This window comes from Paenarthrobacter sp. NPDC018779, assembly GCF_044391085.1.
Lineage (GTDB): Bacteria > Actinomycetota > Actinomycetes > Actinomycetales > Micrococcaceae > Arthrobacter.
This window is the reverse complement of record NZ_JBIRZS010000009.1, coordinates 69,479-85,691: the sequence shown is the minus strand read 5'-3', so window position 1 is coordinate 85,691 and position 16,213 is coordinate 69,479. Positions and strand designations below refer to the sequence as shown.

18 protein-coding genes and 1 tRNA gene are annotated in these 16,213 nt (G+C 64.3%); 7 read left to right on the top strand and 12 right to left on the bottom strand.

The window, feature by feature from the left end:
- Nucleotides 1-97: 97 nt before the first annotated feature.
- The 5 genes from efeB to ACH488_RS11820 form a co-directional block, all read right to left on the bottom strand.
- Nucleotides 98-1,531 (bottom strand): iron uptake transporter deferrochelatase/peroxidase subunit, encoded by a 1,434-nt coding sequence (gene efeB, locus ACH488_RS11840; RefSeq protein ID WP_397324377.1) that lies wholly within the window; start codon nt 1,529-1,531, stop codon nt 98-100.
- Complete coding sequence (efeO, locus tag ACH488_RS11835) at nt 1,528-2,724, bottom strand: iron uptake system protein EfeO (protein WP_397324376.1); 1,197 nt, start codon at nt 2,722-2,724, stop codon at nt 1,528-1,530. Before efeO ends, efeB begins: the two co-directional genes overlap by 4 nt.
- Before the next feature lie 30 nt (nt 2,725-2,754).
- Complete coding sequence (gene efeU, locus ACH488_RS11830) at nt 2,755-3,609, bottom strand: iron uptake transporter permease EfeU (RefSeq protein WP_397324375.1); 855 nt, start codon at nt 3,607-3,609, stop codon at nt 2,755-2,757.
- 211 nt (nt 3,610-3,820) lie between these two features.
- A complete protein-coding gene (locus ACH488_RS11825; protein WP_397324374.1) occupies nt 3,821-4,165 on the bottom strand; it encodes a type II toxin-antitoxin system HicB family antitoxin in 345 nt (114 codons plus the stop codon).
- A 233-nt stretch (nt 4,166-4,398) separates the two neighbouring features.
- The gene (locus tag ACH488_RS11820; protein ID WP_397324373.1) at nt 4,399-4,890 is read right to left on the bottom strand and encodes a YajQ family cyclic di-GMP-binding protein; all 492 of its coding nucleotides are present in this window, start codon (nt 4,888-4,890) and stop codon (nt 4,399-4,401) included.
- Between the two features lie 199 nt (nt 4,891-5,089).
- Between ACH488_RS11820 and ACH488_RS11815 the strand changes: the two genes are divergently transcribed.
- Nucleotides 5,090-5,356: a hypothetical protein gene (locus ACH488_RS11815; RefSeq protein WP_397324371.1), complete on the top strand. Its 267-nt coding sequence runs from the start codon at nt 5,090-5,092 to the stop codon at nt 5,354-5,356.
- A 129-nt stretch (nt 5,357-5,485) separates the two neighbouring features.
- A tRNA-Tyr gene (locus tag ACH488_RS11810) sits at nt 5,486-5,567 on the top strand.
- An 87-nt stretch (nt 5,568-5,654) separates the two neighbouring features.
- Here the strand turns inward: ACH488_RS11810 and ACH488_RS11805 are convergent.
- Both ACH488_RS11805 and ACH488_RS11800 read right to left on the bottom strand, forming a co-directional pair.
- Nucleotides 5,655-6,422: a potassium channel family protein gene (locus ACH488_RS11805; RefSeq protein ID WP_397324370.1), complete on the bottom strand. Its 768-nt coding sequence runs from the start codon at nt 6,420-6,422 to the stop codon at nt 5,655-5,657.
- Between the two features lie 45 nt (nt 6,423-6,467).
- Nucleotides 6,468-6,689, bottom strand: coding sequence for a hypothetical protein (locus tag ACH488_RS11800; RefSeq protein ID WP_397324368.1), 222 nt, complete (start codon nt 6,687-6,689; stop codon nt 6,468-6,470).
- A gap of 177 nt (nt 6,690-6,866) precedes the next feature.
- Here ACH488_RS11800 and ACH488_RS11795 point away from each other — a divergent pair, with 177 nt between their 5' ends.
- On the top strand, nt 6,867-7,454 hold the full coding sequence (locus ACH488_RS11795) for an acyl-CoA thioesterase (protein ID WP_397324367.1): 588 nt from the start codon (nt 6,867-6,869) through the stop codon (nt 7,452-7,454).
- Here ACH488_RS11795 and ACH488_RS11790 read toward each other — a convergent pair.
- From ACH488_RS11790 to ACH488_RS11780, 3 genes are read right to left on the bottom strand one after another with little or no spacing between them, the layout of a single operon-like run.
- On the bottom strand, nt 7,451-8,251 hold the full coding sequence (locus ACH488_RS11790) for an ABC transporter permease subunit (protein ID WP_397324366.1): 801 nt from the start codon (nt 8,249-8,251) through the stop codon (nt 7,451-7,453). The two genes, ACH488_RS11795 and ACH488_RS11790, sit on opposite strands and share 4 nt — an antisense overlap.
- Nucleotides 8,244-9,254: an ABC transporter ATP-binding protein gene (locus ACH488_RS11785; protein ID WP_397324364.1), complete on the bottom strand. Its 1,011-nt coding sequence runs from the start codon at nt 9,252-9,254 to the stop codon at nt 8,244-8,246. Before ACH488_RS11785 ends, ACH488_RS11790 begins: the two co-directional genes overlap by 8 nt.
- Nucleotides 9,220-9,927 (bottom strand): TetR family transcriptional regulator, encoded by a 708-nt coding sequence (locus ACH488_RS11780; RefSeq protein ID WP_397324363.1) that lies wholly within the window; start codon nt 9,925-9,927, stop codon nt 9,220-9,222. Before ACH488_RS11780 ends, ACH488_RS11785 begins: the two co-directional genes overlap by 35 nt.
- A gap of 258 nt (nt 9,928-10,185) precedes the next feature.
- Here ACH488_RS11780 and ACH488_RS11775 point away from each other — a divergent pair, with 258 nt between their 5' ends.
- Together ACH488_RS11775 and ACH488_RS11770 are read left to right on the top strand one after the other, a co-directional pair.
- The gene (locus ACH488_RS11775; protein WP_397324362.1) at nt 10,186-11,916 is read left to right on the top strand and encodes a GDSL-type esterase/lipase family protein; all 1,731 of its coding nucleotides are present in this window, start codon (nt 10,186-10,188) and stop codon (nt 11,914-11,916) included.
- Between the two features lie 185 nt (nt 11,917-12,101).
- Nucleotides 12,102-12,482, top strand: a complete 381-nt coding sequence (locus ACH488_RS11770) for a thioredoxin family protein (protein ID WP_397324361.1) — start codon at nt 12,102-12,104, stop codon at nt 12,480-12,482.
- A 91-nt stretch (nt 12,483-12,573) separates the two neighbouring features.
- On the opposite strand, the gene ACH488_RS11765 is transcribed toward ACH488_RS11770, so the two are convergent.
- Nucleotides 12,574-12,852 (bottom strand): putative quinol monooxygenase, encoded by a 279-nt coding sequence (locus ACH488_RS11765; RefSeq protein ID WP_223934120.1) that lies wholly within the window; start codon nt 12,850-12,852, stop codon nt 12,574-12,576.
- 83 nt (nt 12,853-12,935) lie between these two features.
- Between ACH488_RS11765 and ACH488_RS11760 the strand changes: the two genes are divergently transcribed.
- Nucleotides 12,936-14,612 (top strand): AMP-binding protein, encoded by a 1,677-nt coding sequence (locus ACH488_RS11760; protein WP_397324360.1) that lies wholly within the window; start codon nt 12,936-12,938, stop codon nt 14,610-14,612.
- A gap of 69 nt (nt 14,613-14,681) precedes the next feature.
- On the opposite strand, the gene ACH488_RS11755 is transcribed toward ACH488_RS11760, so the two are convergent.
- Complete coding sequence (locus ACH488_RS11755; protein ID WP_397324359.1) at nt 14,682-15,656, bottom strand: DNA-3-methyladenine glycosylase family protein; 975 nt, start codon at nt 15,654-15,656, stop codon at nt 14,682-14,684.
- A gap of 141 nt (nt 15,657-15,797) precedes the next feature.
- Between ACH488_RS11755 and ACH488_RS11750 the strand changes: the two genes are divergently transcribed.
- On the top strand, nt 15,798-16,190 hold the full coding sequence (locus ACH488_RS11750; protein WP_397324358.1) for a VOC family protein: 393 nt from the start codon (nt 15,798-15,800) through the stop codon (nt 16,188-16,190).
- Nucleotides 16,191-16,213: the final 23 nt, after the last annotated feature.

Sequence of the window (16,213 nt, the reverse complement as noted above, 5' to 3'; positions counted from 1 at the left end):
CACGAATTCCTAGAAGCGCGGCACGAAGCGCCGAAAACGGCGGAAGCCCGCTGTTCTGTTGCTGGGCGGCAACGGGACAGCGGGCCAACAACGGCAGCTAGGCGAAAAGCCCTTCGCCGATGTACCCGCCCTGCTCCACGCCCGGCGGTACCGCGAAAAGCCCCGATCCGGTGTGCTTCAAGTACTCGACGGACAGGGTGTCGCCCTTGGCCAGCGCCAACTGCATGGGCACGTAGTGGGTCCGTGGGTCTTTCACGAAGGCGATGAAGAACAAGCCCGCATCCAGGTGGCCGAGTCCGTCCGAGCCGTCGGTGAAGTTGTAGCCGCGGCGCAGCATCCGGACCCCGCCGTTCTGCTCAGGGTGGGCAAGCCTGACGTGGGAATCCAGCGGGATCAGTGGATCGCCGTCGCGCCCCGCGATCTTGAAGTCCGGGGCCGTGAACTCGTCGCCGCCGGACAACGGCGCACCCACGCCCTTGGTCCGGCCAATCAGGCCCTCCTGCTCCCGCAAGGAGGTACGGTCCCAGATCTCGATGTGCATCTGGATCCGGCGCGCCACCAGGTAGCTTCCGCCCGTCATCCAGTTTTCCTCCGGGCGGCCACCGGATGGCACCCAGACGTGCTCGTTCAACAGTGATTGGTCCTCAACCTTGAGGTTGTTGGTGCCATCTTTGAAGCCGAAGAGATTGCGCGGCGTCACCTGTGCCCTTGACGTGGACGAGGTGCGGCCGAAGCCGAGCTGGGACCACCGGACACGGACCTTGCCGAAGCCGATCCTGGCCAGGTTACGGATGGCGTGCACAGCCACCTGGGGATCGTCGGCGCAGGCCTGTACAACCAAGTCTCCGCCGGTGCGGCCCGGCTGAAGATCGTCGCCCGGGAAGTGGGGGAGGTCGATCAAGGCCTCGGGCCGGCGGCCGTCCAGACCGAAGCGTGCCTTGCCGTTCTTTTCGAACAACCCGGCACCGAACCCAAACGTGAGCGTCAATTGGGAAGCTTCCAGGTCCAGGGCTTCCCCGGTGTCCTCCGGCGGCGCATCGTAAGGACCGTCGACGGCCCCGGTGGCACCTGTCGCTCGGCCCGCAGTCATGGCCTCCGCTGCTGCGGTCCAGTCCTTCAGGAGCTTGACCAGTTCCTTGCGGTCCTCGGTGGTCACGTCGAAGGCGGCCATATGCAGGCGGTCCTGCGCCGGCGTGCTGATGCCGGCCTGGTGCTCACCGAAGAATGGGACCACCGAATCCGCTGCGGGCGTGGCAGCGCTCGCGCTCCCCGCTGTCACGGCGTCGTGGCCCAGGAAGCCTGCGGCCAGTCCCGCCACGGCGCCGGCGCCGCCCACGCCGGCGAGCGAGAGCAGCCCGCGCCGGGACAACCGCGAGGCACCACCGCCGGCGGCAGCACCGCCGTCGGACGTTCCGCTGTTGGCCTCTCCGGCAGAAGGCACGACGGCGGCAGCCGCACCGGAGCCGGTGGCGGCATTCAGTTGGTCCGGGCGGTGTTCACCATCGGTGTGCCCGAAGGGGCAGCCGGTCACAGGACTACGGCTGAGGTGAGCTTGGACAGCGGTTCGCCGAGGGAATCAACCAGGGCAGCGAGTTGCTGCACCTGCTCCTGGCTGAGCTCGTTGTAGTAGGCAAAACCGTCACCCTTGGCGTGCTTCTTGAGCTCGGCCTGCAGGGCAGCGAACTTCTCGTCCAAGGACTTGGCGAGCTCGGCGTCCTTCTGCTCAAGGGCAGGCTTGAGGCTTTCGAACGCGATCCGGGCGCCGTCCACGTTGGCCTGGAAGTCCCAGAGGTCGGTGTGCGACCAGATTTCTTCCTCACCCGTGACCTTGCCGGTCGCAACCTCGTCCAGGAGCTCCTTGGCGCCGTTGCCGAGCTTGTCGGCGGTGAGTTCCACGGTGCGGGTGCGCTGTCCCAGGTCTTCGGTGTCGGCGACGAGCTGCTTGGCGATGGCGCTGCGCTCGGCGTCGGTCATGGGGGTGTAGCCGGCCGGCGGGAACAGGTCCTTCTCTGCCTTGTGCCAGCCGGTCCATTCCTGGCCGGGCTCAAGGTCAGCTTCACGGGCGTCAAGCTTGGGGTCGAGGTCGCCGAAGGACTCAGCCACGGGTTCGATCCGCTCCCAGTGCATGCGGGTGGAGGCGTAGAGCTCGCGGGCCTTGGCCGCATCACCGGCAGCGAAGGCGTCGGCGAAGGCCTTGGTGCCCGTGACCAACTGCTCGGTCTGGTCTTTCACATAGGCGGCGTACTGCTGGGTTCCCGTGTCCAGGAGCTTCTGGAAGTCGGCGTCCACGCTCGGCTTGTTCCCGGACTCGGTGACCTCGAACGAGGCACGGATGCCATCGCCCTGCATGCCGGGCTTGCACGCGGTGTTGTACTTGCCCGCCGGTGCGGTGACCACCAGGTTGCGGGAGATCCCCGGGCCAATGTTCTCCACTTCGCCGATGATCCGCAGGCCGTCCTCGGCCAGCAGGTAGAACTCGGTGACTTCGTTGCCGTCGTTCTTCACCTGGAACGTCAGGTTGCCGCTCGGCGCCGTTGCCGAGGACACTTTGCATTCGCTGGCCGTGCTGCTGACCTGGATGGGGCCGTCGGTGGCGGTTGCCGAGGTCTTGGTGTTGTCCGTGCAGCCGGTCAGCACCAGCGGGACGGCGGCTGCTGCGCCGATCACGGCGAGGGCTTTGCGGAAAGCGGAAGAAGACGCGGTGCGCCGGAAAGTTCCAGACATGGAGGGGTCCTTATGTTGGGGAAGGTGCGGCTACGGGTGGGCCGTGACAGCAGGAGTGGTGGCGGCGGTCTTTGCCTTAGGCGGGCCGGCCTTGTTGGTCCTGATGTACAGGAAGAGAACGGGGATGACGTAAAGCAGCCACGCGGCCGCTTCCAGCCAGGTGGTGGCCGGGGAGAAGTTGAGAGTGCCCTTCAGCAAGGTGCCGTACCAGGACGACGGCGGCACTGCGGCCGAGACGTCGAAGGCCAGGTTGTGGAGGCCGGGCAGGATGCCGGCTTCCTGGAGGTCGTGGATGCCGTAGGCGAGCACGCCGCCGGCAATGATGATGAGCCCCACTCCGGTCCAGGTGAAGAACTTGCCGAGGTTCACCTTCAGGACACCCCGATGGAGCAGGTATCCGAGGCCGGCCGCGGTCAGCAAGCCCAGCAGGGCGCCGAAAAGGGGCAGGGTTGTTTCGCCGGTAGCCTGTGCTGCGGCCCAGATGAAGAGTGCGGTTTCCAGGCCTTCGCGGCCAACGGCCAGCGCTGCCACGATCACCAGGCCCCATGCGGCGCCGTCGGCTGCTTTATCCACCTGCGAGCGGAGTTCGCCTCCCAGCGTGCGCGCCGTCCTGGCCATCCAGAACACCATCCAGGTCACCAGGCCAACGGCCACGATGGAAAGGCCGCCGCCGATCGCTTCCTGGGCTTCAAACGTCAGGCCGCGGGGGCCGAAGGTCAGGAGCGCGCCGAAACCCAGGGAGATCGCCACGGCCAATCCAACGCCGGCCCACAGCCGGGGGATCAGGGCCTTCCTGCCGGTCTTGATGAGGTAGGCCATGAGGAGCACCACCACGAGTGATGCTTCGAGGCCTTCGCGCAGGCCGATCAGGAAGTTGGCGGTCATAAGGGTGTCTTTCGTTCAGGGAGCCTTACTTAGGCTCGCCTAAGCAAGAAGGATACTTGCGCGACGGCATTACGCAAAACCTTTGTGCCCTAAATAATCCCTTCCATTACGGCGATCGATGGACATATGGGCGCAAAAAAGCCGGGGCCCGTCTCTGTGATCAGAGCGGACCCCGGCTTTCGCAGCACTGTGCGCTGACGCAGGGTGGCCCCTATCCGGCGAGGCGTTCCACGAGGTATCGGTTCAGCGAGACCCCTTGTTCCTGGGCGAGAATAACCAATTGGCGGTGCTTTGCGGGGGAAACACGCACCCTGAGATTTCCACTGAACTCGCGGTCAGCCAAGGGGATTGGTACTTGCTCACCTTCGCTGATCATGTCCTGAACTACTTCGTTGACCAACTTTTCCAGCCCATGCAGAGCCTCGTCCTTGTCGGCAGCCAGCCAGGAGAGCGACGGGAACTCAGTAACCTGAGCGACGTACTCCTCGTCCTCAGGGGACCAGGTGACTGTGTAGCGGTAGTGCGCCACCTTTGGTATTTCAGTTGTCGCCATCATCGTCTGCCTCCTTCAAGAATGGTCACACTATTGGGACCATTTGGCCAGTCACTCACAGCGGCAATGTGGCATCGCGGGTGGGGTTCTTTTCGCGGTCGATCTGCAGTCAGGCCATTGCCATAATGAAACGAGGACCGCAGGATCAAGGCTGATCGCTGCGGTCCTCGGAAATTCTGCGGACCCTGTGCGGACTGCTGGAGCAAGCGCCCAGTAATCACGCGGCCATATCCGCTTTAGCTGCGGAAGTTCACGAACTGCAGGTCGGCTTCCTCGAACTTCTTGAGGATCGCCATGGTCTCCTGCAGGTCATCGCGGGACTTGGAAGTGACGCGGAGTTCGTCGCCCTGGATCTGGGACTTGACGGACTTGGGCGCTTCGTCGCGGATGATCTTGTTGATCTTCTTGGCGATGTCCTGTGCGATGCCTTCCTTGATGGTGCACTCCAGGCGGAATTCCTTGCCCGAGGGGAAGGGTTCGCCCTGCTCCAGGGACTTCAGGGAGATGCCGCGCTTGATGAGCTTGGACTGGAAGACGTCCAGTACGGCCAGCACCCGGTCTTCCGAGTTGGCCTTCATGAGGATCTTCTCACCGCTGAAGTCGATCTCCGCGCCGACGCCCTTGAAGTCGTAGCGCTGCGCGATTTCCTTCTGCGACTGGTTGAGCGCGTTGGCGACCTCTTGCTTGTCCACCTTGCTGACGACGTCGAATGTTGATTCGCCTGCCATGACTCTCCTTAGGTTGGGGGCCCGGTAAGGGCGGTTTGTCTGCCATCAAGCCCTGTTTGTCTGCCCTCAAGCCTAGTACGGAAGAAGGTGGATGTGGCTGGGGATCCCTTTCACAGTTCGCTCACAGCACACGCATGGTTGGAACCGAGCCGGCTGTCTGAGAGTTGTACCAGTTGGAAAAGCCACCCTGGAGGTAAGCATGAGCAACAAGGCCGTCCACTATGTCAGTAAGTCCGCAAGCGCTGCGGCCGGTTCCATCGGAACGGCGGCAGCGGCCGCGGCAAGCGCAGTGGCTGCGGCCGCCGTGGCAGCGTCGATTGTGCTGAGCCCGGTCCCGAATGCGGCGGCACGGATGGATGGCGTCCACGCGGACCTCCAGCGGGCGGTGGAACTCAACCAGATCACTGCAGAACAGGCTGCGAAGTTCGAGGCCAAACTGGCCGGACGGATCCTCGGGGAAGCCTGAAAAGACGGGCGAATTCCGCCCCTCGGAGCTCGATTAGATTCTTGGCCGGAAGTTCTGTAAGGTTGTCTCTGCCTTCGGTTACCGGATCGAAAGAAATGGTCTTCCGGAAGTGATCTTCTTTTGAAGTTCGGCAGATTACCCGAGCGGCCAAAGGGGGCTGACTGTAAATCAGCTGGCACTGCCTACGGGGGTTCGAATCCCTCATCTGCCACCCAAACGGGAAATCCCCGGAACCACTGGTTCCGGGGATTTTTTGTTTCCGGATGGTCCGGCATGGTCCGGAGCGTAGAGGGGGCCCTCAATTTCCTGGACTGCGCTCCGAGGCTTGGCGCAGTTCGGCGATCTCCTGGCGTAAGGCCGTGATCTCGGTCAGGAGGACCGCAATCTCGGCACGCACAGGAGCCTCGGCGGCCAGGGTCTTGTCTTCGACGGCGGCCGCCACGTCCTCGGCGTTCTCCTCGATCCGCTGCACCAACCACGAGGCAATGGAAGCAGTGACAATACCCAGGACGGCAATGCCGCTCATCATCAGGGCTGCGGCCACCACGCGGCCCATGGGTGTTACAGGGTAGAGGTCGCCGTAGCCCACGGTGGTGATGGTGGTGATGGCCCACCAGAGGGCGTCGCCGAACGTCACGATTTTCGCGTCGGGCGCGCCCTGTTCAACGTCCAGGACGGCGAGCGCACCCACCAGCACCAGCATTGCGGCTGAGCCCGCCACGTAGGTGGCGATGCGTCCGCGCAGGGTTTCTCCCACGGTGCGGTGCAGCACGGAGAGCAAGGTGACGAGCCGAAGGAGCCGGAGGGGCCGGAAGAAGGGGAGGACCACTATGAGGAGTTCGTGCAGGTTCCAGAAGAACCATCGCTTGCGGTCTTCGGCCAGCCACAGGTTGGCGATGTAGTCCAGGGCGAAGATGCCCCACGTGATCCAGAGGATCACTTCGAAGGGTTGGGCCGCGGCGCCATCGACGCGTCCAATGACCTGCCAGGCGTAGGCGCCCAGGAAGATCAGGGCCGTGATCATGAGGGGCCACTCGACGAGGTCCCGGTATCGCGCTTGCGTCATACCGGAATACTAGTCACGGTGTGGCCCCGCACGGCCTCGGCGTAACTACGCTGCCGGGGTTTCGAGCCAGTAGCCGTCCAGGTGGTGGACCAGTTGGCGGCCCAGGCCCCCCTTGAGCTGGACCCACAGGGTGCTGCGGTCATCCGTCATGCCGTCGATGGTTCCTTCGATGCGGTTCCCGCGGGCATCGGCCAGGACCACTTCCTGGCGGATGGCGAGCTCGGGCCAGACGTTCCCGCCTGCCATGGTGGTTTGCAGTGTGCTCAAAGGAGCCCCCCGTTTGTTGTACGTGTTCATGAGTTCCAGATGTTGTGCACGGTTTTCGTGAACCTGCGGTAAACGTTTGTGCAAACGTTGGACATAAAGCGGCCTTGACTGGCGCCCGCGGTCCGCCTGCTGGATGCCTCTTTCCGGCAAAAGTTACTCATGGGTAACATGGGAACCATGCACCTGCTTCTCCGCACGATCCTGTTGCTCTTTACCTCCGCGAAGCGTTCACCGTTGGGCGTCTGGGATGCGTCGTCCTTGCCCTTGCGCGTCTTGCCTACTGACATCGACATCGCGATGCACGTCAACAACGGCATGTACTTCTCGCTCATGGACTTGGGCCGTTTCGACCTCATGGTGCGCAGCGGCATTTGGCGCAGGATGCGCAAGCGCGGCTGGAGCCCGGTGGCCGCGGGGGAGACCATCGCGTTCCGGAAGTCCCTGCAGCTATGGCAGCGCTACACGGTGGAGACCAGGATCATCGGCCTGGACGCCAAGGCCATCTACTTTGAGCAGCGCATGGTGGTGGACGGCGAGATCTATGCCCGCGCGCACATCGCCACCCGGTTGGTCAGCAAGGGAAAGCCGGTGAGCCAGGAGGACATCCTGGCAGAGTTTGGTCACCCGCCCGTGGATCTGGAACTTCCGGACTGGATCCACGAATGGCGTGAACACAATGCTCTCCCGGGAGCCCGCCGACCGGCCCCGCACTCCTGGAACACTGCGGAGGCGCACGTCCAGGAGCGCGTGAAAGGCCAGGACTAGACGCCCACATCCCGCTGCTGCAGGGCCACCGCGCCTGCGGCAATGAGCGCGGCCGAGATACCCAGCAGGCCCACCGCGGCTCCCCAATCGGCGCCGTTCGTCACTGGCGAATTGCCATAGGCCCAGTGGTAGGGCGAGAGGTTCAGAAGCCACTCCATGTTCGGGCTCTGCCTGCCCACTGCGTTGAAGACGTAGCCCAGTACTGCCACTGCCGCGCCGGCGGCAATCCCGTAGACCTTCCTGCCGGTCAGCGCCCCAAAGCACAAGGCAGCGGTTCCGCTGAGCAGTGCCAGCCCGGCGAACAGCACCACGGCTCCGGCGAGATGCCCGACGTCGATACCCAGTTGCGCTGGTCGGTTCAGTACCAGCACCAGCACGAAGACGAGCAGCGCCAGAGCGGCAACGCGGACTACGAGTGCCAAGGCCCGTTCCAGGACCACCTGGATGCGCGTGACACTGTGGGCCAGTGTGAGCTCCAGCAGCCCGGATTCCTCATCACCGCCCACGGCCGCGGCACCCCAGCCCACGGATGCCAAGGACATGAGCAGGAAGCCGATCAGCCCGAACAGTGTGGCCTGGGTGTAGCCGGTTCCTGTGGCGATTTGGTCGTAGTTGAGGGCCTTGGTCATTCCCTGCGGCAGGGCATCGATCATTTGCTGCATCTGCGAGCTGCCCCCGATGGACGGGTAGAGAGGCAGGTAGAGCATGATGGCGCCGGTCAGTCCCAACCCCCACGCGATGGTGGAGCGCCAGGAATCCGTCAGTGCCTTGGTGAAAAGGGGCAGGATCCTAGGCATGATGGGCTTCTTCCTTGGGTGCGGTGGCATGGCCTGATACGGCTGGCGTGCCGGGTGAATGATGGCCGTTGCCCTCGTAGTGGCCCGTGTAGAGCGTGAGCACGGCTTCCTCGAGGTCCGGTTCCTCCAACACCAGGTCAGTGAGTTCCAGCCGGGCCAACTCGCGGACCAGCGGTTGGACCTGGCCGGACAGAGTTGCAGTGGCCTCCACGGCAGGGCGGGAGGCGCCCTCGGGGGAAACTTCCCGCAGCGCCACGTTGGCGACGCCAGGCACCCGGGCCAGCAGCGCGCCGACGTCGTGCGTTCCCGTTCCGGTGACGTTGAACTTCAGCTGCCGCACGGCCGCGTTCCGCAAGGCTTCTACTGTGGAAATGGTGACGATGCCGCCGTCGCGCAGGATCGCGACGGCGTCCGCTGCCTGCTGGACTTCGCTCAGGACGTGGGAGCTGAGGAAAACGGTGGCACCGTAGTCCACGGCTTCGCGGACCATGGCGTGGAATTCCTGCTGGACCAATGGGTCCAGCCCGCTGGTGGGCTCGTCCAGCACCAGGAGTTCGGGGCGGTGCATGAAGGCCTGGAGCAGGCCCAGCTTCTGCTTGTTGCCCTTGGAAAGCTTCCGGGTTTGCCGGTCCAGGTCGAGGTCCAAACGGTCCGCGAGCGCCTTGACGTGGGCGCGGTCCACGGGGCCGCTGATGGCCTCGAAGTGTTCCACGACGCGTCGGCCGGTGGTCCGGTTTTCCAGATGGAGTTCGCCGGGCAAGTACCCGATCCGGCGGCGCAACGTTGTTCCGGCCCGCCGGGGATCCTGGCCCAGGACGGAGATCGATCCGGCGCTGGGCCGGATGATGTCCAGCAGGCAGCGCATGGTGGTGGTCTTGCCCGCGCCATTGGGGCCGATGACGCCGAACACTGTGCCGGCGTCCACGGTGAAGTTCAGTCCATGCAGGACTTCGCGGTGGCCGAACTTCTTACGCAACCCCTCGACGACGATTGCCTGGGTCACGGGGCATGCTCCCTTCGGTGGTGCTTGATTGGTGGTGGAGGGCTTCGCGGGCCGATTCGAGGAAGCGCGAGTCTGTGTAGAAACCGTGGGTGTAGATGTCCAAGGCCGGCAGGGTCAGGTGGCGGAGCAGTTCGGGGCCGATGCCGTGTGGTTCGGAGGCCGGCGTGCCGAGCGCCCGGGAAACGTGCCGGCCCAGCATGAGCATGGACAGGCTGTTGGAGGCAATGACGACGGCGGTGGCCCGGACATCCTCGAATGCGCGGATGGTGCCGGCCTGGATGCCTGTGTGGATGATGTCTTCCGTTTGGCTGACAACCCCGTCGAAGAAGGCATCTCCGGCGTCTGACTCGTCGCCCAGGGACTGGCGGATGTAGGCGATCTCGTCCGCGTACTCGTGGGGGTTGTTGAGGTAGTCCTGGATGAGGAGCCTCGTGGTGCGGGGGTCCGTTTTCTCGCGGCCCTGGTTGGCGGTTTGGGCCAGGACATGCTGGTCGCAGACTTCGCGGAGTCCGGCTTTGCTGCCGAAATGGTGGATGACCAGGCCGGGGCTCACCCCTGCCTCCGCTGCGACGGAGCGGACGGTGGCGCGGGCAAAGCCATCCCGGCCGAACAGGCCGATGGCGGCATCCCGGATGCGGGCCCGGGTGGTCAAATCCTCCGCGGTTGAACGCATGTTCCAAACACTAAACACTTGTTCAATGCACCGCAAGAGCTTGCGGAAAATAACGATGTTGCACCAATGACCGCGTCGACTAACAGGTATGCGCCGGCGTGAAACATACTTGCCTGACTGTGTCCGGTGGGGAGGCAGCAGCCGGGCGTTCCGCCCAAGTTTTTATGGGGTAGCAGTATGGGTTCCACAGGGTCAAAAACTGGCCATGCCCGCCGCAGGCTTTCGGTCTGCGCAAGCGTTCTTTTGCTGGCCGGGAGTGTGTTCGGAACAGCGGTTCCGGCAGTAGCCACGGACACATCAACGCCGTCCGTGTCGGGTGCCATCGGTCAGTTGTACAACACCAGCGCCTGGGCCCGAAGCGTGTTGCTCAAGCCGACGTCCAAAGAGGAATGTGTGGCCTCCGGGTGCGTGCAGCGCTTTACCGGCGGAGACATCGCCTGGTCAGCCCGGACCGGTGCCCGGGTAGTGGTCAACGGTCCGGTCCGCACCGCGTGGTGGGACAACGGTGGCCCGGCGGGATACCACGGGTACCCGACGACGGACACGGCCCTGGGCCTCCGCAACGGCGGCTCCAAGCAGGTGTTCGAACGCGGCGCCATCACTTCTTCTCCCGGAACCGGGGCACAACGCACCACCGGTTCCATCCACCTTGCCTGGGCACGCTCGGGCTTTGAAAGCGGCTACCTCGGCTACCCCGTCACCGGTGAGCGGACGGGACTGCCCGACGGCGGTGCGTACCAGGTCTTCGAGCGCGGCTTCATTGTGTGGTCGGCGGCCAGTGGGGCGCATCCCTCCATGGGTGCAATCCGTGGGCGCTGGCGGGAATCCGGCCTGGAGGGCGGGGATCTTGGCTACCCCACTTCGGATGAGGCCACCGGGCTGAGGAATGGGGGATCGGCTCAGCAGTACCAGCGCGGAACCATCGTCTGGTCTCCGGGGACAGGGGCCCGCGTGCTGACCGGAGCCATCCGGGCTTACTGGTCCTCCACAGGCGGACAGAACGGGGCCCTCGGGTACCCCGTGGGAGAAGAGAACCGCCAGGCGAACTTCGTGTACCAGCAGTTCCAAGGTGGCACGGTGTACTGGTCCGCGGCCACGGGAGCCCACTCCACCACGCACGGCGACATCCACAACCGCTACGTGGCGCTTGGCGGCGCGGCGGGGCAACTCGGACTGCCGCTGACGGACAAGATTCCCAAGGCCGGAGGACTGGTCCAGCAGTTCGCCAATGGCTGGCTGGTATGGGGGCCGGGCACCGGAACCCGGATCGTGGGCCACCCGAGCTACGTGGTGTGGTCCGTGAACCCGGGCGACTTTGGCTGGCCCCTCCGTGACACGTGGACGGATTCACGCGGAAACCACGTTGCTTTCCAGAAGCTGGAAACCATCTGGAACCCCACCACCCAGGAACTGTACTCGGCGGAGGCCGTGGACGCTTCCACGGCCGTAATCCTCGGAGACTCGCAGTTGGACCTGGACTCCTGGGGCGAACAGGGCGCCCGCGCCGCAGGCTACCCTCGCCAGGTGGTCCGCAGTATCGGCGGCATGGGCTATGTGTCCGGGAGTTCGGTTGGCTCCGCGACGGACGCTGTCCTCCTGGACCGTATCCTCCTGCCGCAGGGGAACCCCGGAGTGGTGATAGTGAACCTGGGTGGCAATGATGCCCGGATCATGGCCACCGACGCGGCCATCCTTTCCCAAGCCAACAAACTGTGGGATGAACTGCGGCGTAAGTATCCCCGGAGCACCATCGTCATCAACGGCGTGCTCTCCCGCTACGATTCCAGCCATTTCCAGCGCCGTTGGGTGGATGGCATGCTGATGCGCGAGGCTGCCCTCCGAGGTTGGCCACGGGTTTCCATGGCCGGCACCGCCACTATCGCCGGGGCAGACGGAAACTACCTGGACAACATCCACATGAACCAGACCGGCCACAACAAGGTGGCGCCCCTCTACGCCTCGGCCCTCAAGTACGTGCTGGGCAGGTAGGCACCCCGGTGTCCGCCGGTTAGGCATACCCGTTGCGGGGCCCGCTTTGCATTCTTTGTAGCGCTGTTGGCACGCAGGGCAGGCCCCGCAACGGAGCAGGTTCCGTGGCTATTCCCGGTGAAGCGGGAAGCGAACAGGAGGTCCCCGCACGGGACTTCCAGACCAGGGTCGCGTACGGTGGAATCATGGCTACAGTTGACATCACTGGAGAACAGTTCGCACAGACCATTGAGGGCAATAACATTGTCCTGGTGGATTTCTGGGCCGCATGGTGCGGTCCGTGCCGCCAGTTTGCCCCCGTTTACCAGGCGTCGTCGGACAACCACTCCGACGTCCTCTTCGCGAAGGTGGACACCGAGGCCGAGCAGCAGCTCGCCGCCGAGGCCGGAATCACCTCCATCCCCACGCTGATGGCTTTCCGTGAAAAGGTCCTGGTCTTCTCGCAGCCCGGTGCCCTCAACGGTCCGCAGCTGGAGCAGGTCATCGAGGCCGTGAAGGGCCTGGACATGGAAGAGGTCCACGCCCACGTCGCCAAGCAGCGCGCCGCGCAGGCCGAGGAAAACTAGGACTTCCCCGGCGATCGACGGGATCGCCGGAAACGCAATGAGGTCGCCGGAACATTCCGGCGACCTCATTGCGTTTGCAGCGACTTCGGGATCAGAGGCGTTCCAGCTGGACCGGCTCGGCCAGCAGGGCGCTCAGGGATTCGTTCAGGTCCTGGACGGCGATGCCCTTGGAGTGCTTCTCCAGCAGTTCCTCGGATTCCCAGCGCTCGGTCAGGACGAGCTTCTCTTCGGTGGCTTCGGTCAGCTCGTAGCGGATGCAGCCGGGCTCGTTGACCACCTCGTCGATTGCGATCTCAAGGGCGAGCTTCACACGGAAGAATTCGCCTTCGTTGGGAATGAACGTTGCCTGCAGGTCGATGGGTGCACTCATGGCTTCAACACTACCGGGAGGACACGTTCACCTCTGAGCTGTTTACGGTTCTGTTGCGGGCGGCGGCTTGGTAGCGTTCCGTCATGTTGTCCTACACCGCCGGTGACACTGATGTCCCGCTGCTCGAAGAGACCATTGGCGCCAATTTTGAACGCGTAGCCGCGCGCTTCCCGTTGCGCGATGCCTTGATCGAGGCCGCAGCCGCGCCGGGCGGGCAAGCCCGCCGCTGGAGCTACCAAAAGCTTAACGACGACGTCGATCGCCTCGCCCGCGCGCTGCTCGCCTTGGGTGTGGCCAAGGGAGACCGGATTGGCATCTGGAGTCCCAACTGCGCCGAGTGGACCATCCTCCAGTACGCCACCGCAAAGGCTGGAGCCGTGCTGGTCAACGTGAATCCGGCCTACCGCAGCCATGAACTGGAATTCGTGGTGAAGCAAAACGGTATGCGCATGCTGGTGGCCGCGCCTACGGACAAGAACAGCGACTACGTCGGCATGGCCAGGGCAGCTCTTTCTACCTGTCAGGAGCTCAGGGAACTGGTGTTCCTTCCGGGCGATCCGCTCCTGGGCCTGCGCTCAGGCGTGCCGGAAACCGGCCACGAACTGACGTACGCCGAACTGCTGACCCGGGCTGACGCCGTCGGGCCTTCCGCGCTGCGTGAGCGGATGGCGCAACTGAACCCGCACGATCCCATCAACCTGCAATACACCTCCGGCACCACGGGTTTCCCCAAAGGTGCCACGCTGACCCACCACAACATCCTCAACAACGGGCACTCCATCGGGCGGCTGCTCGGTTATACCGAACACGACCGTGTGGTGATTCCCGTGCCCTTCTACCACTGCTTCGGCATGGTGATCGGAAACCTCAACGCACTCAGCTTCGGGGCCGCCACGATCATTCCGGGGCGGGGCTTCAATCCGTCGGCCGCGCTGGAAGCCGTGCAGGACTTCGGTGGGACCTCCCTGTATGGCGTGCCCACCATGTTCATAGCGGAACTGGCGCTGGAAGACTTCGGATCCTACGATCTGTCCACGCTCCGGACCGGGGTCATGGCCGGCTCCCTGTGCCCCATCGAGGTGATGCGGCGGGTGATCGGGGAGATGCACATGGTGGACGTGGCCATTTGCTACGGCATGACGGAGACCTCGCCCGTATCCACCATGACCCGCGCGGGCGACACCCTGGAACAGCGGACCAGCACGGTGGGCCGCACCATGCCGCACCTGGAAAGCCGGATCATTGACCCTGGGAGCGGGGAGATGGTGGAACGGGGCGTGATCGGCGAACTGTGCACCCGCGGATACGCCGTGATGCAGGGCTACTGGGGCCAACCGGACAAGACCGCCGAGGCCATTGATGCCGACGGCTGGATGCACACAGGGGACCTGGCCCGCATGGACCAGGACGGGTACCTCGTGATCGAAGGCCGCATCAAGGACATGGTGATCCGCGGCGGGGAGAACATCTACCCGCGCGAGATCGAGGAGTTCCTGTACCTGCACCCCGCCATCCAGGATGTCCAGGTGATCGGTGTTCCGGACGCCAAATACGGCGAGGAACTCATGGCCTGCATCATCCTCAAACCAGGGGCAGCCGCGCTCACCGCCGAGGACGTGGCGGAGTATTGCCGGGGCAGGCTGGCCCACTTCAAGATCCCGCGCTACGTGGATGTCCGGGAGAGCTTCCCCATGACCGTTTCCGGGAAGGTCCGGAAGGTCGACATGCGCCAGGAAGCCGTGTCCCGCCTCCACCTCTAAAAGCAACGCGGGGTCACTTAGAGCCCAAAAATAGCCGGTGAAGGGGCCGCAAGTGGCCCCCGCGTTGCTTTAGTGGGAGCGGTGGTCCTGGACCGTCATGCGCGGGCCGAACGTGGGTTTGCGGAAGCCACTGAGGTAGAGCATGCGGACCAGGCGCTGCCGATGCCCGTTCCAAGGTTCCAGGAGTTGGAGCATCCCGGCGTCGTCGGTCTTCCGGCCGGTCAATGCGTACCCCACGTAGGCCGCCAAATGGTAGTCGCCCACGGAAATCGAATCCGGGCAGCCATGGGTCCGCTGCACCACCTCGGCTGCCGTCCAGATGCCGATGCCAGGGATGGTCTGCATTTTGGCCCCGGCTTCAGCCGCGCTGAGCGCACCCAGGCGTTCAAGCGCGACGGCGGACTGCAGCGCCCGCATCACCGTGGCCGAACGCTGTGGCCCCACGCCGGCCTTGTGCCACTCCCATGAGGGAACACCGAGCCATTGCCGCGCCGTGGGTGGAACAAGGAGGCCCTGCGGTGCTACCCGGCCTGGAGCCTTGGTGCCGTACCGGTACATGAGGTACCGGTACCCGCGGCGGGCCTCCAAAGTGGTGACCTTTTGCTCCAAAATGGTGGGCACCAGTGAATCAACCACCCGTCCGGTGGAGGGCAGCCGCAAAGCCAGGTTCCGGCGTCGTGCTTCAGTGACCAGGCGGGGGAGGGTGGAATGGAAGGCGGGCTCATCGAAAGCTGCCCAATCGTCGTCGGCGCCCAACAGGCGCGGGACACCTGCGATGGCGTCTTCCGCACCGGGGCCCCAGGCCTGCGCGTCCACCCACGCGCCGGACCCCAAACCGCCGGAGGAAAGCCGCAACGTCACAGGTCCGGAGGCAGTTGTGAAAGCCAGCCAAAAACCGCTGGGGTGCGCCGCGAAGGAAGGATCGCCGTTGCCGCGCTGCAGCGGGAACAGGGTTTGATCGAGGCGGTAAGGGGTTCCCGGATGCCACCTGAGGGATGCGTCCGCCGCGGCCGCAACAAGCGGCGGAGCTTCAGCAATGGTCATGTTTTCATGGTCCCATGCCGGGCTGACAATTTGCTCCGCGAAGCCCTTACCGGCGCTGGGGTACGCGGCTAGACTCCCTGATGTGGCGTGGAACAGGCCGCGCCACCCCAGGAAAATTCCCAGGAACAAGGAGCGCTAGCCATGGCCGCGATTGTGCATTTCGAAATTCCCACGGACAACAAAGAACGGGCCAACACCTTCTACCAGAGCACCTTCGGTTGGAACCTCAGCCCCATGCAGGGGATGGACTACACGATCGCCCTCACCACGGATTCCGACGAGCAAACGGGCATGCCCAAGGAACCCGGCGCCATCAACGGTGCCCTCTTTCCCCGGTCGGAGAACCTGAAAACGCCTATCCTCACCATTGATGTTGACGATATTGACGCCGCCCTCGGACAAGTGGAACAGGCCGGCGGTTCGGTGGTGCAGGGCAAGGACGCCGTGCCAACCATGGGATGGTACGCGTACTTCAAGGACACGGAGGGCAACATCCTGGGCCTGTGGCAGACGGACCAGTCCGCGGGAAGCTGAACGTTAACTCCCGCTTGTTCACT